The organism is Candidatus Paceibacterota bacterium (assembly GCA_035452965.1).
Lineage (GTDB): Bacteria > Verrucomicrobiota > Verrucomicrobiia > Limisphaerales > UBA8199 > UBA8199.
In genome coordinates, this window is the sequence record DAOTCE010000039.1 from 24,671 (window position 1) to 49,063 (window position 24,393).

A 24,393-nucleotide genomic window follows, 5' to 3' on the forward strand; every position below is an offset into this window, starting at 1 on the left:
CATGAACATGAGTGAATTTCTGCGAGGCGTGGACCATGCCGCCGCAAAGGATGATCGGTGGCTGTTCATTGCGAGCCTTGTGGTGATCGGGCTCTTCGGTGTCTGGGTCGTGCGCTACTTCGTGAAGCAGCACGAGCAGTTGCTCGCCGACCACAAGCAGTCTCGCGAGTGCTACCAAGAGAGTTTGCGCGGCGTGGTGGCCGAACAGAGCGCGACGAATGCCAAGCTCGTCGTGTGCCTGGATAACAACACCAAGGTTCTTGAGGAGTGCCGGGATGAACTCAGGGGCTCCTCGCGCAGGAGAAACAGAAAATGAGAAAGACAAGAGTCGGTGTGTGGTGTGGTGCGGCCGTCGTGGTTGCGGCAATGTTGGCGGTCAGCGGTTTGAGCGGTTGCTCGACGCTGGACCGGGCCTATCAGCAGGAAGTGACATGGACCAATGCGCCAGTGGTGCATGTGTTCACGAGTACAGTCGTGGTGACCAACACGGTGCCGGTGGTGATGGAGCGGACCAACGTCGTGTATGTGACCAACGCTATGACTGGAGCCGTGGCGGGCTACCTGGAGCGTGAGCCGGTGGCGACGAATTTGGTTTCGGCGGTGGTGACCAACTTCGTGCCGGTCTTCTACACGAACGTCGTGCGGGTGCCGGTAACGAATCTCGTGGCTAAGCCGGAGGCAGTGGCGGTGATTGAGGCTACAGGGTCGGTGGTCAATACTTTCGCGCCCGGCATCGGGAGCATCCTGGCGCTCGCGCTGGCAGGGCTTTATCACGGGTACCGACAGGTGCGCCACCGGAAGGTGAATGAGGCGCTGGTTCAGGGTGTCGAGACGGCCCGGGCGATCCTGACGACAACGCCGCAGGGGCAGGCGGCGGATGCGCAATTCGTGAAATGGCTGATGGATCACCAGAAGGAGGCGGGCGTGTTCACAACGGTGTCCGGCCTGGTCGAGCAGCTCAGTGACAATCCTGCGGCGAAGATGTCGGCACAGGAGATTGCGGAGCGAGTCCAGCGAGCACAGAGCCAACGCACGGCGAGCCAGACGACGGTGGCGGCGGGCTGAGGCGGGAATGCGGCGCTAGTTGGTTATGACGCAGGACAAGCAGCTCCGTGGGGTGTCCCTTGAGGCAGTGATTGAGAAGCGCCGGCTGGATCAGGCGCTGAACGCGAAGGAGTTCGCGGTTCTGGCCGGCATTTCTTACTCCTCGGCGCTGGAGTGGTTTCGCGTTCCAGGCTTCCCGGTATTTCGGGGGTTCGTGTTCTGGCAAGATTTTACGGAGTGGCGTCGGGTGCAGGCTGGCTTGGGCTCGGGGGGTCTCGAACCGAGGGAGAGGGTTAAACCGAGAGTTGCCAGCGAACGCCGTATGAGCCTCGAGGGGTTGCCACCGCGGGCGGTGCGGATTCTCTTGGAAGACAGGTAAGCGGCGCGACAGGGTAAGTGTCGGAGGGCGGCTGATCTACTTGCACTCTACTTGCACTCTCGCGGGGGTCGTTCAAAGGTCGGGTTTTCCCAGTGCGGTACGGAGTTTGGTGACGCTTGGTTCGATTCCCTTAAATCGGCCCCAAACGCGGGACTTCTCGAATACTTTCTAGGGACACAGGGAGGGGGGATTTACTTGCACTTTACTTGCACACCTCAATAAAACCCAATAAAATCAATGGAGCGGGTGAAGGGAATCGAACCCTCATTTCAATCACCGCAATTCTCCGAAGGTCCTTGTTTCTGGGTAAAAGTCACTTCTGACCAATGTTTACAGGTGATTTGTGATTTTCAATAAAACTGACAAAACCATGTTGACTAGCACTGTCTGTTATGCAAATATTATGCACCGGCAGGCGGTGGGTCTGCCGGTGGGAACCATAACAACGGCAATCGAAGGACATCACATGGCGAGCATACACAAGCAGTCGGGCAGGAGCTACTGGTTTGCTTCATACCGAGACGCGGCCGGGAAGCAGCACTTTGTCTCCACGAAGATCGAGCACGGACCCTCAGGCAAGGACACGAAAGAGAGGGCCGTCAAGGCGGCGACGAACCGGCGCCTGGCGATGGAGATGGCGACGCGGTTGGAAGAGGCCGAGCGGGGCAACGCCACTGAGGCGCATTGGCGGAAGTTGCTGGGGGACATTTCCGAGCGGGTGAATGAGCGCCGGATGGAGTTCAAGGTAGTCGAGACGTTCCTGGATGATTGGCTGGGCAGGGCCGAGAAGACGAAGTCGGGCGGGACTTACGAGCGCTACAACGGCATCGTGAAGAACTTCAAGAAGTCGCTCGGGTCAAAGGTGAAGGCTGCCATGGCGGACGTCACGGTCCAGGATGTGCAGAAGTTTATCGAGTCGCGCCTTGAGAACGGGCGGAACCCCAGCACGGTGCGGACCGACTGCAAGATTCTGAATGCACCGTTTGCGCTGGCGGTGCGCCAGGGGCTCATGCTCATGAATCCGGTGGCGGCGGCGGAAATCCCTGATGGGGAGAAGGAGAGCCGCGCTCCGTTCACCGCCGAGCAGGTTGGCCTGTTGCTGAAAGCGACTGGGGCGCTCGCGAAGGAGCAGCCTGAGAAGGCGGCTGATTGGCAGGAGTGGAAAACGTGCATCATGATCGGGTTCTTTACCGGCGTCCGGCTGGGCGACGCGGTCAACATGACGCTCGGGAACTTCGACCTTGAGCAGCACGTTTTGAAGGTGCGCCCGCAGAAGACGAGCCGGAAGAAGCGGGATTTGATCATTCCCCTCCACCCTCAACTTGAGGCCCACGTCCTGGACCTGCCGGTCGCCGATGCCGGCGGGCTGCTGTGCCCGACGCTCGCGAAGCGCAAGGTGAGCGGGAAATATGGCCTGAGCATCCAGTTCCACACCATCCTGGCGAGGGCTGAGATCCAGCAGGAGACGATTGCGGCCGGGGGGAAGGCGGGCCACGAGTTCAACAAGTATACGTTCCACAGCCTGCGGCACAGCTTTGTGTCGTCGCTGGCGAACGCGGGCATCGCGCCAGACGTGCGGCAACTACTGGCCGGCCACTCTGACGAGCGGAGTCACGGGGTTTACACTCACACCCAGCTTGATACGCTGAGGGCGGCAGTGAAGAAGCTGCCGAAGATTGCGCTATGAAGAAGAACGGGCAGACGAGCCAGCCGGCGGCGGGCAGCAAGAAGCAGTACAATTACAGCGGGCGACTGGAAGCGGAGGGCGTTACTGCCGCTCCGCTCACTGCGGCGGTGAAGCCGCCGAGGCAGTTTCAGCTCGCGCACCTGGCCGCCACTCTGGCGAGGGGAACCAGCGGGGATGTGAACGTCGGCGACCTGGTCGCCGTGGCACGGCAGATTTGGGATGCGGCAGGCCGGGAGCTGCTCCCTGAGGTCCAGGCGCGCGGGTTGATGAGGGGGTTGTTGCTTCTGAATGCGGAGGATTGGACCGCTCATGCGGAAGCGCTGATCCTGACTCACAACGATTTGGCGAGCGCGGCACCGGGCCGGATGTCGCCGAAGAGGGTGCGGGAAAGCCGGGAAACTGCACGTTGCCGCGCCGGGCTGGCGGTGAGCCAGGTCTGGGGCTACGGGCCAGGCAACGATGCCGGTCTCAAGGCTCTGTTCCAGGCCAAGAATGAAACTGAGGCCACCCGTGGGCGCCACCTTGGGCAATTGCTCCGGCTCGCCAAAGGCCACTATGAGAGCTGCGAGGTTCTGGCGCTGAGAGCCGATGGGCCGGACCTGCTTAGGGGATGCATGGAGCACGCCTGGGAGCCGCTTGGGATTTGGGACCAGGATGCGTTCAACAAGAGTGTCGAGCGGGTGAAGGGTTATGTTGCAGACCCGGACACCGCGTTCCGCGATCCGCAGCTCATGCAGTGCCCCATCGTGGCGCGCTGGCTGGCGGTGATGCGGCAGGAGCAGTTCGCGGTGGCAAAGACGCGCAAGTAGGTAGAAGAATTTTCTAATTGCAGGCCCAGCGGTTCGCCGCTGGGCCTTTTTTGCGTACCCCGTCAAAAACTTTCTGCGAAATCTTTTCCCCCGCTTGCTCCGGCGGGACCCCCGCTTGCGACTTCCAACTCCCCGTTTGCGCCGCTGATTCCCCTGCTTGCGCGGGGAAAACCACGGCGCCCATTTCGCTCAAAAAACCCGGGTTAAAACACTCGTGGTTATGAAAACTCTTGTGATTGAGGAACCGAGTGCGGCAGCGAGCCAAGTGATTGACCGCTGGACGCCGATCGCGCCGAACGGGCAACGCTGCCAGTTCACGGGATTAAAGCACGCAAAGCTTTATCACCTGCTGGCCGCTGACGGGCTCGCACGGAAACACGTGCGGGTGGTGAACCTGCGGACACCGGGAGCCAACCGGGGCCAGACGCTCTTCCACGTTGGCGACATGCTGCAATTTCTGAATGCGCTGTCGCGGGAGCAGGCTGCGGCTGGCGAGATGGAGGTGACCAAGTGAAGCGCCGTTGCGTCGAGAGCCTGGCGGAGTTGCGGGCCATGGGCGTGGTCGGTCTGACGAAGGCGCAGATGGCCGGGGTGATTCAGATCTCGGTTCGTTCCCTCAACGGCATGATTGCCAGGGGCGAGATCTCGTACTGGCAGATCGGGAAGCGGATCAAGCGGTTCAGCATCGAGGAGGCCATCAAGCGGATGAATGAGAAGGTCCTTGTGCCGGCTGACGGGGGTGGCCAGTGAACAGCCGTGCAAAAGGGGTAAGGGGCGAGCGGCAGTGGCGCGACGAGTTACGCGCCAATGGCTACGCCGCCAGGCGCGGCCAGCAATTCAGCGGGTCGCCCGATTCACCGGATGTGATTTGCGACGGCCTGCCTTGGGCGCACTTCGAGGTGAAGCTCGCCGAACGCCTCGACATCTACGCTGCGATGGACCAGGCCCGGCGCGACTGCGGCGGGCGGGCGGCCTTCGTTGCTCACCGTCGGAACTTCTGGCCGTGGCTTGTCAGCATGGATGCGGAGCGCTTCTACCGGCTCCTGCGCGTGGACGTGACGGGCGACTGGGCCGAGCGCATGGGCGGTGGGTCGCCCGCGCCGGTGTTTGCCGGACTGCCCTGGGCGTTCTGCCAGGTCCGCGAGGGCAGTCGGCTGAACATCCATGAGGCGATGGCGCAAGCGAAGCGAAGCGCCGGAGGCCGGGTTGCCCTTCTTGCGCACCGCCGTCCTGGCGGGCGCTGGGTGGTCACCATGACCGGCGAAGCATTCTTCGAATTTCTCCGCGGCACGTTGCCGCCGGAGCGTACTGGCGCGGAGCGCCAGGAACTCAACAAAGACAAAGCACAAGAGAGATAAAAAACATATGGCACTAGTACTCGAATCAAAAGTGGGCGGCGATTTTGAGCCGCATCCCGAGGGCATTCACCCGGCGATCTGCCTCGACGTGATTGACCTTGGGTTGGTGGAAACGGAGTGGCAGGGGGTGCGCCGCTGGACCAACAAGGCGCGCATCGTTTGGGAGACGGAACAGCGCACGAAGGAGGGCAAGAACTGCATCGTCACCAAGACGTTCACCGCCAGCCTGCACCCGAAGTCCAAGTTGTCGGACTTCCTGGGGAAGTGGCGGGGGCGGCCGGTGGTGCCGGGCGAGAGCATTGACCTCTCGAAGTTGATCGGCGCGAATTGCACGCTGGTCATCTCGCACCAGCAGAATCTGGTGGGGCGGACCTACGCTTCGATTGACGCCATCAGCAAGCCGAGCAAGCGGCTGGTGCCGTCGGGCAGCTACGACCCGGCGCTGGCGCGGCAGAGGATCGCGGAATGGAAAGCCCGCGAGGCCGGTCAGGCTCAGGCCGGCGGCGGCGGGCGCCCGCTGAACCCGGTGGGGGCGGCCTTCCCGCAGCAGCCCGCACAGCCTGCGCCCAAAAGCCCCGCGCCGGTTGCGGCGCCGGCGGCCCCGGCCGACTTCGATCCCGAGGTCGGGTTCTGATCTTGCGGGACCGGCTGCCGGAGCAGCCGGTCCGCATGACCCGGATGACATAATCCCATGAAGCTTTTCAACTCTGAAAATGCTCACTGGTACCAGCGGGACGGGGAGCCACTGCACTCCGTCCCGTCGGCCAAGGGCGAACCGCGACCGACTACGGTGCGGGACGCTCGCAAGCTCGGCTTGCTGCCGAGCGTAACAAATATCCTGGGGGTGATCGCCAAGCCGGAGCTGACGGCCTGGCTGCAGGAGCAGGCGGTGATGGCGGCGTTGACGCTGCCACGCGCCGAGGGGGAATCGGAAGATGCGTTCGCCAAGCGGGTGGTGGAGGACTCTCTCAGCACACGCGACAACGCAGCCGGTTTCGGCACGGCGTTCCACCACGGCGCGCAGCGCGTGGCGGAGACGCTCGAAGTGGACCCGGAGCATCCGGCGGCTGATTGGCTCCGGCATTACCGGGATTGGTATCAAGCACAGGTCACGGCGCTGCACTGGACGGAACGAACGCTGGTCGAGCCGTTGCGCGGGTTCGCGGGCACCGCTGACCTACTGGTGGAGCACCGCGAGCATGGGCTGTGTCTGGTGGATCTCAAAACCATGAAGGTGCGGGCGGGTGATAAGCCCAGGCCGTACAGATCGTGGTGCTACCAGTTGGCTGCCTACCGGGATGCGGTGGTCATTGGGGACGAGCGTCCGGTCAAGTGCCTGAACCTGATCGTGAACTCACTGCAGGCGGGGCGACCCGTTGAGCACGTGTGGCGCGAGGAGGACCTGGGTCGGGGGTTGGAGGCGTTTTATGCGGCGCACCGGCTTTGGTGCATCGAGAAGGACTACGTCCCCGGTGAGGAACAGGCGGGCGAGGCCGGGGCGCCGCTGGTGCTGGTGGCCCGAGGGTGCTGAGGCCATGAAGATTCTCGCCAGCTTTGAGCCTTCGGTAGCGCGGTTGCCCGTGGTGACCGTGCAGCGGCTTGAGCGCGTACTGGGCGGCGACCCGGTGACGGAGGACCAGGTCCTCCGCTTCATCGCCGCCCGGTACGGGGCGAAGAATCTGTTTTATCTGCCGCCGCATGTGGCGGCAGCCATTTTGAAAAGGCCGGCGGACTTCATCACCGCGGCCAAGCGCTACTGCCAGCCGGAACTGGCCCTGGAATGAAGGGCTGCTGCAAAGACCTCCGCGAGTGCAGCGACGCCCGCCTAGAACGCCGGCAGTACAAGAATGCCGCTGGCGTGGTGTTGCACTGCCTCCAGTGCATGACCTGCGGCCGGCACACCAGCTACAAGGTGAAGCGGGACGAGAGCGACCCGCCGGAGTTGGACCGGGAACTGGAGCAGCGCGGACAGGAGGCGCAGCGGAAGCAATGGGAGGATGATGCCGCCGCGAAGCGGTGGGAGGCAGAGGAGGCTGCGGCCCTGCGTCGGGCTCAGTATGCGGCCTACCTGGCTACCCCGGAATGGGCTGCCATCCGAGCGCTCGTGGTAAAGCGGGATGTGGTTTGCCAGGGGTGCCTGTCGGCGCCGATCGAGAATGTTCATCACCTGACCTACGACCATGTCGGGGCTGAGTTCGCCTTTGAATTGGTCGGCTTGTGCCGGAAGTGCCATGCACGAGTGCATGGCGTGGCCGAGTCGGAGGCGGTGGCCCATGAGGATTTTTAGCGAAAGGAAACAAATGAGAACACAAGTCACACAACGAATGAAGCCGGCCTGCTGGAAGGTGGCGCCGGGAGTGGTCTGGATCCAGGTACATCAGCCCGAGCAGGCGCGCGCCCTGGCGCGTATCAGTGGCGGGCGACGGGTGGCCTATTCGGTCGCCGGGGCGTATCTCCGGACTTTCGAGTTCGCCCGGTCGTTGGGCTGGGCGGAGAGCTGGTCATGTAGGCAGTTAAGCCGCGAGACCGGCACTAATGAGGCTTTTTCTGTGCCCGCTGGCCCTGTGGCAACACGGGGGCCCGGGCGAGGGTGCAGACAGCGGACCGTGGCGGTCTGACGGCAGAGGTCAAAAATGACCCCTTTTCCATGCCGGACCCCCGCCATGTCGCTTCCCAGCTCCTTGGTGCCATTGACTGGCAGACCGAGGTTTCCGGGTTCTGCCGGTGCCCCGGCGAGGCGTTCCACACCAGCACCAACGGCAAGAAGGATTGCCGGGTGAACGTGGACGGGGCGCCGACGATCTTCTGCTTCCACGCATCGTGCGCACCGGCGGTCGCCGAGGCGAACCGGCGCTTGCGCCGGGAGCTGGGCGCCTCGCCCTGGGAGCTTCGGCTCCCGGGGGGGAAGTTGCTGCGGAGCGGCGACGTGCTCCAGGCCGGCGGGGTGGTCCTGCCCCGTGAGGTCGTGAAAGCCCGCGCCAAGGCCGAAGGCCGCGAAGCGGGCGAGCAGTTGCTGTTGGAAACCCTCCGCGTTGCGGCGGAGGGTTTCCGGCCGGAGTTGTTCGACTTCTTCGGGTGGCCGATGGCGCAAATCCTCGAGGATTCGCCGTTGCTGGTCGCTAACCGGGATGCTGAGGACCAGTTCCGGACCTGGCTCAAGCTTTGGCCGGCGTGCTCCACCGTCTGGATCGGCGACGTGTACAGTTCCGGCAAACCGGAGCATCGGACTCATTTCCGGCCTGTTGCCGAGTGGTACCAGATTGGGCCGGTGATGGGGAACTACACTTGCGGCTCGTCGTTCAAGCCTGGCTGCCATAGCCGGAGCAACGACAAGCTGAGCGGGCATCGGTTCCTCGTCATTGAGTCAGACACCCTGGCCCGGGATGAGGTCGGCGCGATCTTCGCCTACCTCAACCGGCGGCTCCATTTTACCCTGCACGCCATTATCGACACCGCCGGCAAGAGCCTGCACGGCTGGTTCGACGCGCCGCGCAACCGCGTAACGGAGGAGCGGCTCAAGGCGGCGCTGGTGGTGTTCGGGTGTGACCCGAAAGTTTTCACGTATTCGCAGCCGGTGCGGGTGCCCGGAGCATTCCGCGATGGCCGGCTGCAACGTCTCATTTGGTTAAGGCAGTAACCACAGATGACAGGATGAACACGGATTCTAACGCAGAGGCGCAGAGGCGCGGAGGCTCACGGCCAGCGCACGCGGTAGAAGCGGCGCGGATGATCGGCCCAGTCGGGGTCGCTGAAGTAGAAGGTGTCAGCGGTGAGCGTGTTGGTTTGCAGGGGAACCCAATCGGGGGTGGCAAGGTTCGTGCAAGCGTCCACCGCGATGCTCATGCCGCTGGCCCACGCGATGTTGAAGCCGAATTGATTGGTGCGCACGCCGAAGCTGGCGTCGCTGGCCTGAATCTGCGGTCGCCAGAGGGCGGTCGGACGGCCGCCGAACGTGGAACCCCAGTTTGTTGTGCCCGGCAGGTAGTAGACGGTCGCATTGTCATCACCGGTGAACACACCCGAACCAAGGGTGGGAGCAGCACCCTTGAAATAGAGTCCTGTCAGGTTGGTGCAGGAATAGAAGGCGTAGTTCTCGATGCTGGTGAGACTACTGCCGATGGTGATGTGGGTGAGATTCGTGCAAAACGCGAACGCATTGCCGCCAATGGTGACGATGCCGTCGCCGATCGTGGCTGTGATCAGGCTGGCGCACCGGGTGAAGGCACCGAGGCCGATACCGGTGACACTGTTGGGGATGGTTACATTGGTCAAGCCGGTGCAATAGTCGAAGGCAGAGCCTTCGATGGTCTTGAGCCCGTTGCTGATCGTGACGCTGTTCAGGTTGGTGCACCAGGAGAATGCGTGGGTTCTGATCGTGGTCACGCTGCTGGGAATGATGACGGCGCGGAGGCTGAAACAGTAATAAAACGCGGCTTCTCCGATGTTGGTGACGCTGGCGCCAAGGGTGACGTTGGTCAGGTTGCGGCACCCACTGAAGGAATTGTACCCGAGGCTGGTGACGGTGTCCGGGATCGTGACGGTGGTGAGGGTGAGGCAGGAATTGAACGCATAATCGGCGATGGTGACGACGGGCAGGTAGGTGATCGTACTGGGGATGGTCACCGCACCGCCGGGGCCGATGTATCGCAGGATCGTGATCGTGCCATTATTGGTCCGCCAAGTGAAGTCTTCAGCCTGCGCGGCCAGCGGCGTGGGCCACGAGAGCAAGGTGAGGGTGTAGAACACTGCCAAGGGCTGGAATGCCTTGAGCAGCGTCTTCATAAGTGGCTGCGAAAATGTGCTACGTCGACAGCTTGGTATTTGGCTACTGACGCGCTGATTGATAGCAGTTTTTGCCCGCGCTGGCAAACAAAAAAGAGCTGGTGTGAAAGGGGGCCCCTCACCCCCGGCCCCTCTCCCCTTCGGAAGGGGAGAGGGGGGATTTTTCTTTTGTGCGCTGGTACCCAGGGCGGCGGCCTGGCGGCCTTGCCCTGGGCTTGTATCAGGTCGCCCCTAACGGGGCTTGTGGAATTGGCGCGCTGCGCGCGCGGAAACGTGAGGAACTGAATGGAGATCAAGACATACGACCCTTCTGAACAGGTGGACATCGCGGTTGACCTGGGCGTTCTGCCGCCGCCGCTGCCGGAGATTGAGTTTCTGCGCGAGTTTTCGGCGAGCGTGCCGGTGCCGCCGCCGCAGGTGATCGAGGGCATCCTGCACCGCGGGTGCAAGATGATCCTCGGGGGCACCAGCAAGAGCAACAAGTCCTGGTGTCTGCTCGACCTGGCCATCAGCGTCGCCAGCGGCGAGAGCTGGTGGGGTCGGCGCTGCACCAAGATGCCGGTCGTCTATATCAACTTCGAGCTGCACCGATGGTCCATCGGGCAGCGCATCAACGCGCTGGCCGGCGCCAGGCCGGAGTGCAAGGGTCTCGGGGACACGCTTGCGCTGTGGAACCTTCGGGGCCGCAACGCGGATCTGACCCTCCTCCGGCCGAAGCTGGAGGAGCAGCTCGCCCGGCACCAGTTCGGGCTGATCATCCTCGACCCCGCCTACAAGTTGCTCGGCGACCGTGACGAGAACGCCAACGGCGAGATCGCCAGCCTGATGAATGAGTTTGAGGCGCTGGCCCAGTCGTCCGGGGCTGCGGTGGTGGTCGCCCACCATTTCGCCAAGGGCGACAGCTCGGCCAAGCACGCGATTGACCGGATGAGCGGGGCCGGGGCCTGGGCGCGTGACCCTGACAGCATCCTCGTGCTCACCCCGCACGAGGAGCCGGACTGCTTCACCGTCAGCACCGTGTTGCGCAACCTGCCCCAGGTGGACGAGTTCGTCGTCGAGTGGGATTACCCCCTGATGCGCCTGGCGCCTGAGCTTAATCCCAGCGCCCTGCGCCGGCCCCAGTCCAAGAACAAGGTGTGTTCGGACAGGGAGTTTGTTGAGGCGGTGATTAGCTCGGAGGGCAAGGCCTTCACCACCATCGTGAGTGACGCCAAGGCCGCACTGAAGATGAGTCCGAGGACCACTGCCACCTACCTGAAGCGGTTGGTTGCCAAGGGCTTAATCCGGTCAGGCGGGGGACTTTACTGGGCACCAGGGCAGTGAACTGCAGGACTGCAACATGCCTTAAATGAATATGCAGCAGGAAACCAGACAGGCAGTGGGGAAGGAGCAACCCTCCTTGGGGTCGGGTTGCCCTTCCGCCGCTGCCGTTACGGCTGCAGGAAAGGACACATATGGCGTTAGCGTTTGAGCAGCAACCGAAGGAGAGCGACAAGGCGTTCGTCGCCTTCAGCCTTTACCTGAGCCAGGGACCGGAACGGTCGCTGGCGAAGGTGGCCAAGAAGCTTGGCCGCAGCAAGGTGCTGATGGAGAAATGGTCCAGCAAGTTCGACTGGGGTGCCCGGGTGGTGGCCTACGGAGCCCACATGGCCCTGGTCGAGCGCGAGGCAGCCGAGGCGATGACACGGGTCAAAGGGGTGGACTGGGCGAAGCGGTATCAGGAACTCCGCGAAGCGGAGTGGCAGGAACGCTGGGACCTGGTGACGTTCGCGGCTGAGGTCCGCCGGCGCTGGATGGCGCGAGCGGAGCGATGCGGCACCCTGGAGGGCTATGCCCGCCTGCTGGAGCTGGCGAGCAAGCTCGGGCACAGCGCTTGTGAGAAGCCGACGGAGCGGGCCGAGGTAACCGGCCCGGACGGCGGGCCGATCCGGGTGGAGGTCCAGGCGGCACTGAAGAAGATCTACGGCAAGCCGTTACCGGGCGAGGTGGTGGACGTGCAGGTCGAGCCAGCGAGGCCGGCGCTGCCTGCCGCCGCTGAGGAGGCGAGGCATGACTGAGCTGGAGCGCTACTTTGAGGTCGGCCGGTCGGTGGGATGCCCGCCGGACCAGATGGACAACTTCGAGCGGGCTGGCGTCATCCTGCAGGAGCGCCAGCTCGCCGCCTCGGCGGCGGCGCGGCTGTGTGACCGGGCCGACGGGCCGACGGCCGTCGGCTACGGCGGGGCCCGGGGCGGCGGCAAGAGCCATTGGCTCTTGGCACAGATGGGCGCTGACGACTGTCAGCGCGTGCCGGAGTTGAAATGCCTGCTGCTGCGAAAGGTTGGCAAAGCCAACATGGAGCACTTCGAGGACCTGCGGCGCCGGCTCTTCGGCGGGTTGAAGCATGACTTCTCCGCCTACCGTGGGGTTCTGACCTTCGGGAATGGGTCGCGTATCATCGCGGGCCATTTCCAGGCCGAGAAGGACATTGATGCCTACCTTGGCCTGGAGTACGACGTCATCGGGATTGAGGAGGCAACAACCTTGTCCAGCCGCAAGCACCAGGACATCACGACCTGCTGCCGGACCAGCAAGCCGAACTGGCGCCCGCGCATCTACTCAACGACCAATCCTGGAGGGATTGGTCATGCGTGGTACCGGATGAGGTTCGTGCAGCCATTCATGGACAAGCGGGAGCGGGAGACACGGTTCGTGCCGGCTCGCGTGACCGATAGCGCGTTCAACAACCCGGAATATCAACGGGTGCTGGAGGGTTTGAGTGGCTGGCAGCGTCGGGCCTGGCTGGATGGTGACTGGGATCTGGCCGCGGGCCAGTACTTCACGATGTTCCGGCGCGACGTTCACGTAGTCGCCGATTTCGACGAGTCCAGGGCGCGGGAGTGGTTCTGTGCGTTGGATTACGGCTTTGCCCACTACACCGTTGTCCTGCTCGGCTGCACGGATGGTGACGGCAACATCTTTGTTGTCGATGAGCATGCCGAACGGCTTTGGCTGCCGCAGCGGCACGCGGCGGCGGTTAAGGCCATGCTGGCACGGCATGGCCTGACCGTGGAGCAGCTCCGCCGGTTCGTGGCGGGCACGGATGTCTTTAGCCGGCAGAGTGATGGGACGACCATCGCAGCCCAGTACGGGCGGGAGGGAATCACCCTCCGGCCTGCGAATATGGACCGGGTCAACGGTTGGGCAGAGTTATTGCAGCGGTTGGGCGACCCTGAGGGGAAAATTTCGCCCCGTTTGTTCATCCACCGGCGATGCGGGCGCCTGGTGGAGACGCTGCCCAGCCTCCAGCACGATCCGAACCGGCCTGAGGACGTGCTGAAGGTCGATGCGGACGAGGAGGGCGTCGGCGGCGACGATGCCGCCGACGCGCTTCGGTATCTGGTCGCGACGAAGTCGCGGACGGTCACGCAACGCAAGTTGCGTGGGCTGTGATGGCGCAGACCCCCTTGGGGATGGAAGGGGGTCGAGCACTGGGGGATGGGTGGGGGAGCGAACGGGAGCAGCAAGGTGAATGACGGCGCGAGGCTTGCGCACGCAGGATGAGTGACGGCGTGAGACGTGGCAGCGGGAGTGAGCGCCTTGGGGTCGGAAAAGGATGGCCGGTGCAGGGTGGCGAGCCCTGCCCAGGTCCAGGGCGGGAGCCCTGGCCGCCGGAGGCCGGGGCAGCCACCGGCTGGCGTGTTGGTGTGCCGCGCGTCGGACTGGCGTCCGGGTGGCTGCCCCTAAGCTCACTGCCGGCGACCGGCGCAGACCTGGGGCTTGGCGTCGGGGTCGGTGGTGTAGATCAGCGCCTGGCCGCACTTGTGGCAGTGGGTCCAACCACTGCCCGCGGGATACCAATTGATGCCGCACTGGGCGCGGCCGGGCGGGTGCTTGCGGCGGTAGGCGTCTTGGCGCATCAGGCGGCGGATGGACTTCTCGCGCTCCTCCTTCTCTTTGGCCTCGGCTCGGGCCTTGGCGGCGGCTTCCTTGGCGGCGCGTTTGGCGTCGAGCGCGGCCTGCTCGGCGTCGCGGGTCTGCTGCTCGAAGAAAAGGAAAGTCTGGCTCATGGTGAAGGGCTGGCCCCGGTTGCCCGGGGCCAGCGTGCGGAGGTCAGTCTTCCTCTGGCAGCATCAGAGTAATGGCGGGCGCGGGGTCGTCCACGTCCACCGCGCCGGCGGTGGCGACCAGCTTGACCAGGCGGGAGGGCTGGGTGTCAGAGTTGCGGACGTAGAGCGCGACCGTCAAGCGGCTGGTGCCGGGGCGGGAGCGGATGATCGCGAAGCGAAGCATCCAAATCAGGTCCCACAACCTCCCGGACTCGTCCTGGCCGGTGACACCGGGCGGGACGGCGACGCACTGCTCATAGACTCCGCGAGTGATGAACACCGGGAAGCGGATTCCCGCCTCGGCTGCGGTCTTGGTGACTTCGATCTGGAACCCGTCGGCGATGGCCTGCGAGCGGGTGTACTGGTAAACGACATCCCACTGGGGGCTGTCTGTGTGCTGTGTGTTATTGCTCATGCTCATGTAGGGGAAGCGGGCGCGACCCGCGAGGGGCCGCGCCCTGGGTGAACTAGGCGGCTTTGAGATCGGCGGCGAACCGGCTGCCGTACTTCTGGCGGGGGTCCTGGCCGCTGCCCTCGGTGGCGAACTGGCCGCACGGGTGCTGCCAGCACTTGCGGGTGTTGTTCCAGTGGAACCCGAACTGCGAGAGCTGGCCGCGAACCTGCTCGGCGGGCTGGTCGGGGAAGGTGACCCAAACCCACTTGCCGACAACCTCGGCCAGGTCGTAGGCGGCGGGCAACCACTGCCGGAGGAGGTCGAGAACCTTCTCGGTCGCGAGGGCGCGATTCTCCTCGCGCTGCTTGAAGTTCACATACGGAAGAATCCGCGTTTCCTTCTTGGCGGCAGCCTCGGTCTGCGCTGCTGTGTTGTTGTCTGTGCTCAACTGCTCAGGACGGCTCGGGAGCCCTGATTCCGATTTTTTATTTGCTTTGGTCTTCATGATGTTTTTTTTGTGCTCTGCTGCTCAGTCCGGTCTCTCACCTCGCTGCCTAAGTGGTTGAAAACACGAGGGCTTGAGCGAGATGAGGGGCGGACCTCCAACGAATCCTTCAACGATTTTCACCCTCGTTAATTATCCGGTGCACGCACGGTGCGGACACGCCCGTTGCCCGGATGCGAGGGGAGTTCAGACCTCCATATCCTAAGAAAGATGAGAACGGATATGACTCAACGGTATCGGAAATTCAAACGCGCCTGGGGCATGTATTACGCGTATGACAACCTCACGGGCAACTCGGTCAGCCTCAAGACCCGCGTCAAGGCCGAGGCGGAACAGAAGCTCAACGCGATGAACGAGGCGGAGCGCCAGCCCGGCATCAGCCTCGGCCTGGCTCGCGTTTACATCAACGCCACGGACCCGAAGCTCGCCACCAGGACCTGGCAGGAGGTGATGGATCACATCGTCGAAAAGAAGACCGGCGGCAGCCGTGCGCGCTGGGAGTTGGCTATTCGAGACAAGAACTTCGACTGCCTCCGCAAGCTCAAGGTCGCTGAGACCCGGGCCGAGCACTTCGATCGCGCCCTGGCCGGCGGCAGAGTTTCAACCAACATGTTCCTGCGCCGCATTCACAACCACGCCCTTGGCATGGAGTGGCTCCTCAAATCCGTCATCCCGCGCATGCAATGGCCCCGATTCGTCTTCAAGCCGAAACGCGCCATCACCGCCGCCGAGCACGCCGCCATCGTGGCGCGCGAGCGTAACCCCGAACGCCGCGACTTCTACGAGCTGCTCTGGCACACCGGCGCCTCGCAATCGGACGCCGCCTGCCTGACGGCCAATGACGTTGACTGGGAGCGCCGCACCATTTGCTACTCGCGCAAGAAGCTCAAATCCCGCGGGGCCGCCATCAGTCCGGCGCTGATCCGGTTTGGCGAGGAGGTCGCCGCCCTTCTGCGGCGTCGCCCGCAGTCCGGCCCGCTCTTCCCCTACCTGCGCACGGTGCGACCGGGCGACCGGGCCACGGAGTTCAGGCAGCGCTGCGCGGGATTGGACATCAGCGGCGTGACGTTGCACTCGTACCGCTATTCGTGGGCCGAGCGTGCGCTTAAGTGCGGCTACCCCGAGCGTTTCGCGCAGCAGGCCCTGGGGCACAAGTCGATGGCGGTGCATCACGCCTACTCCAAACGCGCTGAAGTAACCGTGCCTTCGCTCGACGATTGGGAGAAGAAGTGGAAGGAAGACCCGGCCGCCGTGCAGCAGCCGAAAGTAGTAGCGGTGGACTTCCAAGCCAAACCCGCCGCCCCCGAAACGAATCAGGCCCAGGCGCCCGAAAGCGCCCAGGCCCAAGCCGGGTGAACCGCCTCTAGCGGATCCTAGTTCAACTGTAACGCCGCCGCACGGGTCGCCACCAGGGCGCCCTTGCGGCGTTCGTTTTTTCGCCGCCAGTACGAGCTAACGGTCTTCGTCACCTCGTCGAGCCAGTCCCGGTCCGCGAACAGGGCAATCAGCTCGATCGTGCTGAAGTACTTCACGGCACTGGGCCGAGGCTTGCCCAACGGACGCAGCGTGCCCGCGCTGACGAGGATCGCCACGTCCTCCGACGAGCAGTTCAGCAGTTTGGCGACTTGCGTCGCGTGGAGGCGCGCCGGAAGCTCCTTCGTCGCCCAGGTCCTCATTGCCACGTGGATAGTGTCGCTATTCATAAGACTTTGCTTCGAGAAAGGATTCCCTCACCATCTTCACGCGGCCACGGCCGTCTGGCTCGCCGTCCGCTGCTGCTGTGCCTGCTGCACCCGCTGCGCGATCTCCTGTGCTGTGAGCTTTGCCGCCGGATTGTCGCTGAGCTGCTCGACCAAGCTTGACACCGTGCTGAAGACACCCGCCTCCTTCTGGTGCTCCTTCAGCCACTTGACGAACTGCGCGTCAGCGGCCTGACCCTGCGGCGTAGTCGTCAGCACCGCCCGCGCCGTCTCCACGCCCTGGACCAGCGCCTCATTCACCTTGTGATTGCGGACCTGTCGGTAGCCGTGATAGAACCCCGCCAGGGCCAGCGCCAGGATGCTGCCAATGCCTGGCGCGAACGTGTTGACCACAGACCCCGCGGCCTGAATCACCGCCTCGGCCTCCGGCTTGGCCACCAAGTTCGTTACCGGCACCTGCACGACGTTCGTGTAAAACACCGGCACCAAGTTGGTCACGACGGCGGTCACCATGTTGGTTGCCACCGGCTCGTGCGACATGTACCCGGACACCGCGCCGGTCGCCGCGTTGGTCACGTACACGATATTGGTCCGCTCCGTCACCACAGGGACCGTGTTCGTGACCACCACTGTGTTGGTGAACAGATGCACCACCGGCGCATTGGTCCACGTCACTTCCTGTTTGTACGCCCGGTGCAGCGTCGAGCACCCGCTCATTCCGCCGACCGCCAATATTGCCGCAACCATTACGGCCGCACCACACCACATACCGACCTTTGCTGTTTTCATTTTCTGTTTCTCCTGCGCGAGGAGCCCCTGAGTTCATCCCGGCACTCCTCAAGAACCTTGGTGTTGTTGTCCAGGCACACGACGAGCTTGGCGTTCGTCGCGCTCTGCTCGGCCACCACGCCGCGCAAACTTTCCTGGTAGCACTCGCGAGACTGCTTGTGGTCAGCGAGCAACTGCTCGTGCTGTTTTACGAAGTAACGCACGACCCACACGCCAAAGAGTCCGATGACCACCAGACTGGCGATGAAGAGCCAGCGATCATCCTTTGCCGCTGCGTGGTCCACGCCCCGCAGAAATTCACTCATGTTCATGTTCGTCATGGCACCATCACTCTCTCCATCAGGAGCCGATTCACTCGGAAGAACTCGGCTCGGTTCGTCGCCGGGAACCACGTCGCCTCGCCGGTCACACTTCCCCAGCTCGCCAGGTTCGTGCTCCGCCCAAAGACCGGAGTCAGTCGCACCCACGAACTGCCCGCCATCACCGGCGCTGTCGGCTTGCTTTCCCAGGAGACCTCGTTGCTGAAGTCCGATTCCAAGCCGTTGGTGCTGACCACAGTTGCCGCGAAGAACCAACGCCCGCCGTGCGGCAACACCACCGACTGCGTCAGCGCCAGCCCTGTATTGGTCACCAACTGGTAGGACCGAGTGTTCGTGCCGTAGTAGAGCCTGTAGCTGGCAGCGCAGGCGCACGGCGACGCATCCCACGCCAGCGTCAACCGCTGTGCAGCGGCCACGACAGGCCAGGCCAACATCAGAATGGTCCAGAACCACTTCATGCGCGCACCAATTGAACCGAGCCGCTGCCGCCGACAATCAAAGCGCCATACTTCGAGAGCATCGCCTGCGCTACGCGCGAGATAATCGGCCGCGTGTCGCTCTTGCTGTACTTTGTGGTGGACGAGTTGCTCGTGTCCGAGCTGCTCGTCTTTGTGTGGGTTGCTGTCGCCGTGGACTCGACGCCCTCGCCGGCTGGCGCCGCCGTCCGATCCGCAATCAGGAGCTCCCGAGCCATCTCGCACACCGCGAACGCAACGGGCGCCGGCACCTGCGTGCTCGGCACGAAATTCGTCAGCACCGGCGACAGCGTCGTGCTGGTCACCAGGTTGCGGTCAGGATCAGGGCAACGTTCACGCGGCCATTGCAGCGCCTGCGTGTCATGCGCTCGGTAACCGTTGAACTGATACTGCGAATCCACCAAGCGCGTCGCCATCACCAACGCCGCGGCCTTCGTCGTCGCAGTCGCCGCCGTCCATGCCGACGCATACAGATGCGCCTCGAAGTAAGAATCCGCTTCAGCCACCGTGGCGTAGCTATTCGCGTCCGTCCTGCCAGTGCCGTCTTCTTTGATCAGTGTCAGAGCCATACAACTTCCTTTCTAAGGCGCGCAGTAGTACCACTCGTAAGCTGGCCCGAACGGCCCGATAACTTCCGTGCCGCACCGGTAGCGCATCCGGTAGGACACATCGTCATTCTCGAAGTCGCTAAACGCTCGCACGTGCCGGAACTGCCGCACGGTGCTCGATACGGCGCCTACGTACTCCTCTATCCAGGTCTGTGACCCGCGCGACCAGTAGAGCTCGATCGTGCCATCAGGAAAGCGCCCCTGCTCGAAAGAGAAATCGATCAGCACGTCGAACCAGTAAAGCGGCTCGCCCTCGCTCTCCGTCAGGTTCAGGCCTGTAATCACCGGCGCCGACGGCGTTCCGCTGCCTGCGCTACGTCGCCGTCGCTGCTGTCGCAGTGCCAGCCACGTCCGCACGATATTGCTGAGCCCCCTACTCGGCTGGCTGAGATGTAGCAACTTGGCCATTCTTCTTGGGCTCCTGTTGGTTGGAGGGTCTAGTTGTGGCCGCGCTGTTGCCAGCAGCAGCAGCGGGCACCGCCGCAGGCTTGGTGTCCGCCGGTGCCTCTACAGGCAACAGCGGACGCCGCACCCGTCGGATGATTGGAAGCAATCCGCTCATAGTTCAGATGGCGTTGGCTCCAATCGCGATCTGCTTCCAGTTCGCGCCGTCGCTGATCGCCAGGCACGGCACCGAGCCAGTCCCGCCGGCGCTCAGGTAGATGACGCGCCGCGGGAACTTAGCCGCAGTCACACCAGCAGCGTTGGCGGCGGCAACATTGGTGAAGGTCGGAGGCTGAATCTGCTCGCCGCTCCGAATCTTCTCGAAACTCCAGGGAATCAATTTGCCCATACTTGTGTCCTTTCGTAGAAGCCAAGCGCCGGGGATGCTGCCATCCCCGGCTCATGCTCAGTTGTTGTGGGTGATTGCGACCAAGCGCACGTTCTTGTTTTCCCAAACGCGCACCCAGTTCGCGGCCGTTTCCAACTCCGCCGCAGTGGGCGAGTCACCAGCCACAGAAGCGCTGGTGAACTTCACACCGCGGGGATGCAGGATGTAGCGCCGGCGGTTGATGAGGACCGTGTCGCTGTCCAGCGGCACGCGCGCCAGTTCCACACCCTCAGTGCCGAAGCCACCTTGCAGCGGCGTGCCACTCAGCGGAGCAACACCTTTGGCGAACGCGCCCTGACCGAACAGGTAGGTCGTGTAAACCGTGCCATCAGTGGTGCCAGCTCGCGTCGGCAAGCTGTCATCAACGACCACGCGCCGGCCCTGGAAGCTGGCCAGACTCGGCTTGCCTTCGCTGTCGGGCAGGAAGTCGATCAGATCCAGCTTCTTCAGTGCCGCCTCGGTAGCCGAGTGCATCGCCACGGCCGTCAGCCTGCTGGCCGCATCGCCGAGCTTAGCGCAAGCATCGACGAAGGTCGCACCGTTGAGCTTGGTCGAGGAAGTGGTGCCTGCCACCGATTCAGAATGAATCGCGAGCAGATTGCCCGCCATGGAAGCGGCACCGAACATGCCCTTCAGGCAGGAGATCACCAGCGACTCATCCGTTCGCGCCCAGTAGGCGCCGACCAGGTCCACGATCGCACCCATCGGATCATCGCCCGATACCACCTTGGCCAGGTGGTTGACCGACCACACCTGCGCATCGTTGTGGATGCGCGCGATGTCGGTGTCCGCCGCGATCTTGTTCACCGTCAGCGACGCCGAATCGTTGAGCAACTGTCGGGTCGCAGTCAGGTCCTTCCAGAACGGCATCTTCACCTCACGACCGCCCCCCTGCGCCAATGTGTCAAACTCGGGCGCCATCTCGATAATGCCCGACTCGCCAAAGCGCGACAGCTCAGCCGTCCGCTCAATGGCGTATTTCTCGAACTCTGTGGGGATGATCACATCCGCCACTAACGTCTTAGCCATATTTCAGTCTCCGGTTGTGATCCAGGGCTACGCCGCGGCTCTTAGCCGCGCCGCCAAACCCGGATCGGTTTTCTGCAGTCTCATTTGCTCCGTGAGATTCCACGTGTCCTTCCGGAACGGGTTCTTCACGGACTTGTTACCGACTCCACCGGAGCCGTTGCTGGCAGCACCGCTGCCCGCATTCGATTCGAACAGATGAGGAGCGTCAGCAACCTGCTGCTCAACCCACTCATCCAAAGTCATGGGCGTGATTCCATCTTTCCCAACACGCACCGTCTGGCCGTCGGGCTCAAACGCGCGAGGAGCGCCATCCACCAGGCGGAACACAGTTCGCGCACGTGCAGTGATGTCAGGGATAGCCGTAGGCCGTAGGCCGCGCTTGGTAGCGACGGTGATCACGCCCTGATCAATCTGAATGCCAGTCAGGCGCGCATTCAGTGAATCACGCTCGGAGGTCACGGCAGCGAACTGCTTGTCCCACTCGGTCTTCGCGGTCTTGAGTCGGTTCTCGACAACCTTGTCCAGCTCACCGCTCTTGAGTTGCTGCGCCTCCTCGAGCCGCTGTTTCTCCTCCGCCAGCTTGCGCACCTGGTCTGGATCGATGCCATCGTATCGCTCCTTCACCGCCTTGAGTTCGTTACTCACCGCGATGACCCTCTCGCGCATCTCATCGTGCCGGGCCTTCTCCACCGCCCCCTCCATCTCACACACCCAGGCCCCATCGCGCTCCACATAGTGCTCCGCGATTCCAGCCGGGATTTCATCCTTCGATTTGAACTTGTATTTCAGTGCCATAACTCACTCACGCAGATTGGGCGCTACCCATGGGTACGCCGCTCGATTTGCCGACCGTCACATGCGATTGGCCATTCGTGCCATTCGCCACACCGTTCTTCGCGTCCTCGCGCCTTTGCTGTTCAAGCAAGGCCGCCTCCTCCTGGTTCGTCCTGCCTTCGGGCAGCACCTCACCACGGCGGAACAGATCAAACATCGTGTCCTGGCTGATTGCACCGGCCTGCCAGGCAGCGACGATTGCTTGCACGTCCTGACTCGCGAGCCCCTTCGTGCTGAAATCCGTGTTCAGTGTCATCAGCACCTGCTCGCTCTTCACATCGTCAGGCAGTTCCTCCGTGGAGTTCCACCAATAGACCCAACGCAACACTTGCGTCATGGACTCGCTCAAGCTGAGAGCTACGTTCCCGAGGATGCTGTACTCACCAGCCTGCCGGAGCTCGATTGCGGTCGCGGTCTCGCCGACCTTCTTCATGTCCTCCAGCATTCGAGAACCGAGGATAGCCATGAGCCGCTCGTCGCGGTCCATCGCTCGCTCATGAGTCGTCAGCCCCTGGCCGGTGAACTCCAGGAAGCCGGCAGTGGCACCTGGCGTCTCACTCACCCAAGCCGTGCTCGATCCGATGCGGAGAGACGCGCCCTTATCGAAGCCACTCACCCAGGCAGTGGGCAGCGCCGTAAAATGCAAGCCGTGCTTGAAGTCAGCGTTGAGGCGGTAATGGTCGAGGTTCACCGTGATGATGTCCTCCAGCGGACCACGATCTATCTCCGGCCGCGAGTGCCGCGGCCCATGGAACACAAACGGAATGAGCGGCAGCGGCTTGCCCAACCTCAGCGGGATCCTCGTCCCCACAAGCTGCCACTCGATCTTAGCGCCACGCCGCTGCGTCTTCTTCGGCTGCCACAGCTCAACGATGCAGTGGTAGTCGTGCTTGCCGGCCACCGGCTCACCATCGCTGGGCACCAGCCTCAGAACCCGCATCTGGTCCACCAGCCGCAGGTCAAACCCATCATCATCCGGACCGGGCTCGGCAAGCACCTGCTCCTTCAGCACGACGAGCGTCGGCACATTGCGGCCGTTCACCCTCTCGACCCGCCAGTTGATGACCTGCTCGGCGCGATAGAACACCACGTACGCCCGATGCTCGACCGCATCTTCCCAGTCCACCAACGAGCCGGCGCGACCGAGACCAATCACGTCGCCCACCACCATTTTCGCGTAGCCGGTGAGGGTGGTGCCCAGCATGTCGGCGTCGTTCTGGAACTCCGCCATCGCCCGGCCAACACCGGCACCATCAGCGGGGAGCTTCACGAACGGCGGACGCCGGAACATCAGGCCGAGATACGCCTCCGACGTGCGCGCGCTGGCATTGAAGTAGGAGGCGCGCTTCACATAGGCCGAAAACTCCTCATCCGTCTGCGAGTCCAACCGAGGCAGGTACTTCTCGCCCCCAGCCTTGACGGCATCTTCGCCGGCCAGGACATCACGCGCTCGCGCCCATTCCACGGACGCGGCGTCGTAATCAGGATGAGTCGCATTTACGGCCATCGGCGCAACCTTAGCATCGCTTTTTGCCCTCTAACCGATGCCCCACTGGCCGTGTCATCACACGCTATCAGCAGCCATCCCCCGCTATCAGGAGTCCTCACTTTTCCTGAAGGAAACCGTTGACGACCTCCAGCACTAGGCACCGCTCCTGCCAGGCTCCGCGCCGGATGCGCCTCGGCGGCGCAACCGGCGCTCCGCCTGTCAGTCGCTTAGGCCGCCACGACCGCCGCAGGCCCCGCCACAGCCCTGTGCTACGCAACGGGCTGTGGCGGGGCCTGCGGCTCACAGTCAGGTGATTCGACCATCACCCAGCTGGCGCGACCTCGATACGCCCTTGCGATTCCAACCAGCAATGCCGTTCGACCGCGCTCCCGCTTCGCGCCGTCGAACACGCCTTGCCAATTCGGACGTCCGCGGCGCAGCTAGCGCGCCAGGCCCCCCTTAACCCCGGCCTGTCACGCTTGCTGCTTCCGCTCGTGCCAGTTCGGATGCCCCACCGCGACCACGAACGCCCGCCCCGAAACCAACGCCAGTAGAACGTCGCACGCCCCCAGAAGCTTCGTTCGGGCGCGTTTACGATGCAGCAGTCGCGCCAGCCTCCCCTTAACCCCGCGGCTGGCACGCCTGCTGCGACAATTGGAATGCGCCCTGCCACTCGCTCCGGAAAAAGACAAAGTTAGAATCACGACTCCTTCGGGCTGTCGGGCGTCGTGGGTGATCCTACGCCTCCAGTGCTGCCCGCGTCCCTACCGCCCTGAAAATGCTCTCTCAATAAAAAAGTGTGAGAGAGCATTTTCAGGTCGGTAGGGCCGCTAGGCGTTGGCATCTCCTGGTCGGCGTTCGTTGGCAGCGTTTCCAGTGTCGGGTTGCTGCGTTCTATTTCCAGCGCGTTTCGTTGCCCGTGCAGTTCTGGCGTGCGGCGGGTTGTCCTCCTCAGTTCCGTCCTCGTGTTCCCTGGTGGCAGCCGTTCGTGTGGCGTTGGCTCGTTCTCTCCGGTTGGCTGCGTCCGTCGCGTCAGCGTCCTCCGTGGGCGGCTGAGTAGCCCTTTCAGGGCAAAGGAAACCAGCTCGACCAAGGCTCGAAAGAAATCCAGTTCGCGCTCCGCCAAGGCTACGCGCTCAAAGGCAACCAAAGGAGGAACTAACAGCAACCCCGGCCAGCGCATCACCAGTCCCGGCTCCAGAAACGCTCGCAAGCTCGCTGGCCTCCGCTGCGGCCTGGTCATGCGCTGGCCCCCAATGTCAGCCTCACC

General features: G+C 63.3%; 31 protein-coding genes. 17 read left to right on the plus strand and 14 right to left on the minus strand.

The features are described from left to right. Positions 1-7 precede the first annotated feature (7 nt). The 13 genes from P5205_19620 to P5205_19680 all read left to right on the plus strand — a co-directional run bounded on the left by P5205_19620 (position 8) and on the right by P5205_19680 (position 8,914). Positions 8-316, plus strand: coding sequence for a hypothetical protein (locus P5205_19620; GenBank protein HSA12575.1), 309 nt, complete (start codon positions 8-10; stop codon positions 314-316). Then, on the plus strand, positions 313-1,065 hold the full coding sequence (locus P5205_19625; GenBank protein HSA12576.1) for a hypothetical protein: 753 nt from the start codon (positions 313-315) through the stop codon (positions 1,063-1,065). The genes P5205_19620 and P5205_19625 overlap by 4 nt, the downstream gene beginning before the upstream one ends. A 25-nt stretch (positions 1,066-1,090) precedes the next feature. After that, complete coding sequence (locus P5205_19630) at positions 1,091-1,423, plus strand: hypothetical protein (protein ID HSA12577.1); 333 nt, start codon at positions 1,091-1,093, stop codon at positions 1,421-1,423. 466 nt (positions 1,424-1,889) lie between these two features. Then, entirely contained in the window at positions 1,890-3,110 is a 1,221-nt protein-coding gene (locus P5205_19635; GenBank protein HSA12578.1) for a tyrosine-type recombinase/integrase, read from the plus strand. Beyond that, positions 3,107-3,919 (plus strand): hypothetical protein, encoded by an 813-nt coding sequence (locus tag P5205_19640; GenBank protein HSA12579.1) that lies wholly within the window; start codon positions 3,107-3,109, stop codon positions 3,917-3,919. Before P5205_19635 ends, P5205_19640 begins: the two co-directional genes overlap by 4 nt. 220 nt (positions 3,920-4,139) lie before the next feature. Further along, a complete protein-coding gene (locus P5205_19645; GenBank protein HSA12580.1) occupies positions 4,140-4,433 on the plus strand; it encodes a hypothetical protein in 294 nt (97 codons plus the stop codon). After that, positions 4,430-4,669, plus strand: coding sequence for a hypothetical protein (locus tag P5205_19650; protein ID HSA12581.1), 240 nt, complete (start codon positions 4,430-4,432; stop codon positions 4,667-4,669). The genes P5205_19645 and P5205_19650 overlap by 4 nt, the downstream gene beginning before the upstream one ends. Beyond that, the gene (locus P5205_19655) at positions 4,666-5,277 is read left to right on the plus strand and encodes a hypothetical protein (GenBank protein ID HSA12582.1); all 612 of its coding nucleotides are present in this window, start codon (positions 4,666-4,668) and stop codon (positions 5,275-5,277) included. The genes P5205_19650 and P5205_19655 overlap by 4 nt, the downstream gene beginning before the upstream one ends. Before the next feature lie 7 nt (positions 5,278-5,284). Further along, a complete protein-coding gene (locus tag P5205_19660) occupies positions 5,285-5,911 on the plus strand; it encodes a hypothetical protein (protein HSA12583.1) in 627 nt (208 codons plus the stop codon). Positions 5,912-5,968: 57 nt separating this feature from the next. Next, on the plus strand, positions 5,969-6,808 hold the full coding sequence (locus P5205_19665; GenBank protein ID HSA12584.1) for a hypothetical protein: 840 nt from the start codon (positions 5,969-5,971) through the stop codon (positions 6,806-6,808). A 4-nt stretch (positions 6,809-6,812) separates the two neighbouring features. Beyond that, entirely contained in the window at positions 6,813-7,061 is a 249-nt protein-coding gene (locus tag P5205_19670) for a hypothetical protein (protein HSA12585.1), read from the plus strand. Next, positions 7,058-7,564, plus strand: a complete 507-nt coding sequence (locus tag P5205_19675; protein HSA12586.1) for a hypothetical protein — start codon at positions 7,058-7,060, stop codon at positions 7,562-7,564. The genes P5205_19670 and P5205_19675 overlap by 4 nt, the downstream gene beginning before the upstream one ends. A gap of 360 nt (positions 7,565-7,924) precedes the next feature. Next, complete coding sequence (locus P5205_19680; GenBank protein ID HSA12587.1) at positions 7,925-8,914, plus strand: hypothetical protein; 990 nt, start codon at positions 7,925-7,927, stop codon at positions 8,912-8,914. A gap of 56 nt (positions 8,915-8,970) precedes the next feature. Here the strand turns inward: P5205_19680 and P5205_19685 are convergent, their stop codons facing one another. Then, positions 8,971-10,059: a leucine-rich repeat domain-containing protein gene (locus P5205_19685; GenBank protein HSA12588.1), complete on the minus strand. Its 1,089-nt coding sequence runs from the start codon at positions 10,057-10,059 to the stop codon at positions 8,971-8,973. A 285-nt stretch (positions 10,060-10,344) separates the two neighbouring features. Between P5205_19685 and P5205_19690 the strand changes: the two genes are divergently transcribed. The 3 genes from P5205_19690 (at position 10,345) to P5205_19700 (ending at position 13,491) form a co-directional block, all read left to right on the plus strand. Beyond that, a complete protein-coding gene (locus P5205_19690) occupies positions 10,345-11,382 on the plus strand; it encodes an AAA family ATPase (protein ID HSA12589.1) in 1,038 nt (345 codons plus the stop codon). Between the two features lie 131 nt (positions 11,383-11,513). Further along, the gene (locus P5205_19695) at positions 11,514-12,116 is read left to right on the plus strand and encodes a hypothetical protein (GenBank protein ID HSA12590.1); all 603 of its coding nucleotides are present in this window, start codon (positions 11,514-11,516) and stop codon (positions 12,114-12,116) included. Continuing rightward, positions 12,109-13,491, plus strand: a complete 1,383-nt coding sequence (locus tag P5205_19700; protein ID HSA12591.1) for a terminase family protein — start codon at positions 12,109-12,111, stop codon at positions 13,489-13,491. Before P5205_19695 ends, P5205_19700 begins: the two co-directional genes overlap by 8 nt. A gap of 296 nt (positions 13,492-13,787) precedes the next feature. On the opposite strand, the gene P5205_19705 is transcribed toward P5205_19700, so the two are convergent. Genes P5205_19705 through P5205_19715 form a run of 3 tightly spaced genes read right to left on the minus strand, consistent with a single transcriptional unit; the run spans position 13,788 to position 15,046 of the window. Next, positions 13,788-14,108: a hypothetical protein gene (locus tag P5205_19705; GenBank protein ID HSA12592.1), complete on the minus strand. Its 321-nt coding sequence runs from the start codon at positions 14,106-14,108 to the stop codon at positions 13,788-13,790. 43 nt (positions 14,109-14,151) lie between these two features. Next, a complete protein-coding gene (locus P5205_19710; protein ID HSA12593.1) occupies positions 14,152-14,562 on the minus strand; it encodes a hypothetical protein in 411 nt (136 codons plus the stop codon). 52 nt (positions 14,563-14,614) lie between these two features. After that, on the minus strand, positions 14,615-15,046 hold the full coding sequence (locus tag P5205_19715) for a hypothetical protein (GenBank protein HSA12594.1): 432 nt from the start codon (positions 15,044-15,046) through the stop codon (positions 14,615-14,617). A 210-nt stretch (positions 15,047-15,256) separates the two neighbouring features. Here P5205_19715 and P5205_19720 point away from each other — a divergent pair, with 210 nt between their 5' ends. Beyond that, positions 15,257-16,402, plus strand: coding sequence for a tyrosine-type recombinase/integrase (locus P5205_19720; GenBank protein ID HSA12595.1), 1,146 nt, complete (start codon positions 15,257-15,259; stop codon positions 16,400-16,402). A gap of 17 nt (positions 16,403-16,419) precedes the next feature. On the opposite strand, the gene P5205_19725 is transcribed toward P5205_19720, so the two are convergent. The 10 genes from P5205_19725 to P5205_19770 all read right to left on the minus strand — a co-directional run bounded on the left by P5205_19725 (position 16,420) and on the right by P5205_19770 (position 23,141). Then, entirely contained in the window at positions 16,420-16,749 is a 330-nt protein-coding gene (locus P5205_19725; GenBank protein HSA12596.1) for a hypothetical protein, read from the minus strand. Positions 16,750-16,785: 36 nt separating this feature from the next. Further along, on the minus strand, positions 16,786-17,535 hold the full coding sequence (locus P5205_19730; GenBank protein HSA12597.1) for a hypothetical protein: 750 nt from the start codon (positions 17,533-17,535) through the stop codon (positions 16,786-16,788). Next, positions 17,532-17,840, minus strand: coding sequence for a hypothetical protein (locus tag P5205_19735; protein HSA12598.1), 309 nt, complete (start codon positions 17,838-17,840; stop codon positions 17,532-17,534). Before P5205_19735 ends, P5205_19730 begins: the two co-directional genes overlap by 4 nt. An 11-nt stretch (positions 17,841-17,851) precedes the next feature. Then, the gene (locus tag P5205_19740) at positions 17,852-18,313 is read right to left on the minus strand and encodes a hypothetical protein (GenBank protein ID HSA12599.1); all 462 of its coding nucleotides are present in this window, start codon (positions 18,311-18,313) and stop codon (positions 17,852-17,854) included. Then, positions 18,310-18,900, minus strand: coding sequence for a hypothetical protein (locus tag P5205_19745; GenBank protein HSA12600.1), 591 nt, complete (start codon positions 18,898-18,900; stop codon positions 18,310-18,312). Before P5205_19745 ends, P5205_19740 begins: the two co-directional genes overlap by 4 nt. A gap of 12 nt (positions 18,901-18,912) precedes the next feature. Continuing rightward, positions 18,913-19,347, minus strand: a complete 435-nt coding sequence (locus P5205_19750) for a hypothetical protein (GenBank protein ID HSA12601.1) — start codon at positions 19,345-19,347, stop codon at positions 18,913-18,915. A gap of 157 nt (positions 19,348-19,504) precedes the next feature. Next, positions 19,505-19,732, minus strand: a complete 228-nt coding sequence (locus tag P5205_19755) for a hypothetical protein (GenBank protein HSA12602.1) — start codon at positions 19,730-19,732, stop codon at positions 19,505-19,507. Positions 19,733-19,789: 57 nt separating this feature from the next. Then, a complete protein-coding gene (locus P5205_19760; protein HSA12603.1) occupies positions 19,790-20,800 on the minus strand; it encodes a coat protein in 1,011 nt (336 codons plus the stop codon). A 27-nt stretch (positions 20,801-20,827) separates the two neighbouring features. Beyond that, entirely contained in the window at positions 20,828-21,595 is a 768-nt protein-coding gene (locus P5205_19765; GenBank protein ID HSA12604.1) for a hypothetical protein, read from the minus strand. Between the two features lie 7 nt (positions 21,596-21,602). Further along, a complete protein-coding gene (locus tag P5205_19770) occupies positions 21,603-23,141 on the minus strand; it encodes a DUF4055 domain-containing protein (GenBank protein HSA12605.1) in 1,539 nt (512 codons plus the stop codon). Positions 23,142-24,393 lie beyond the last annotated feature (1,252 nt).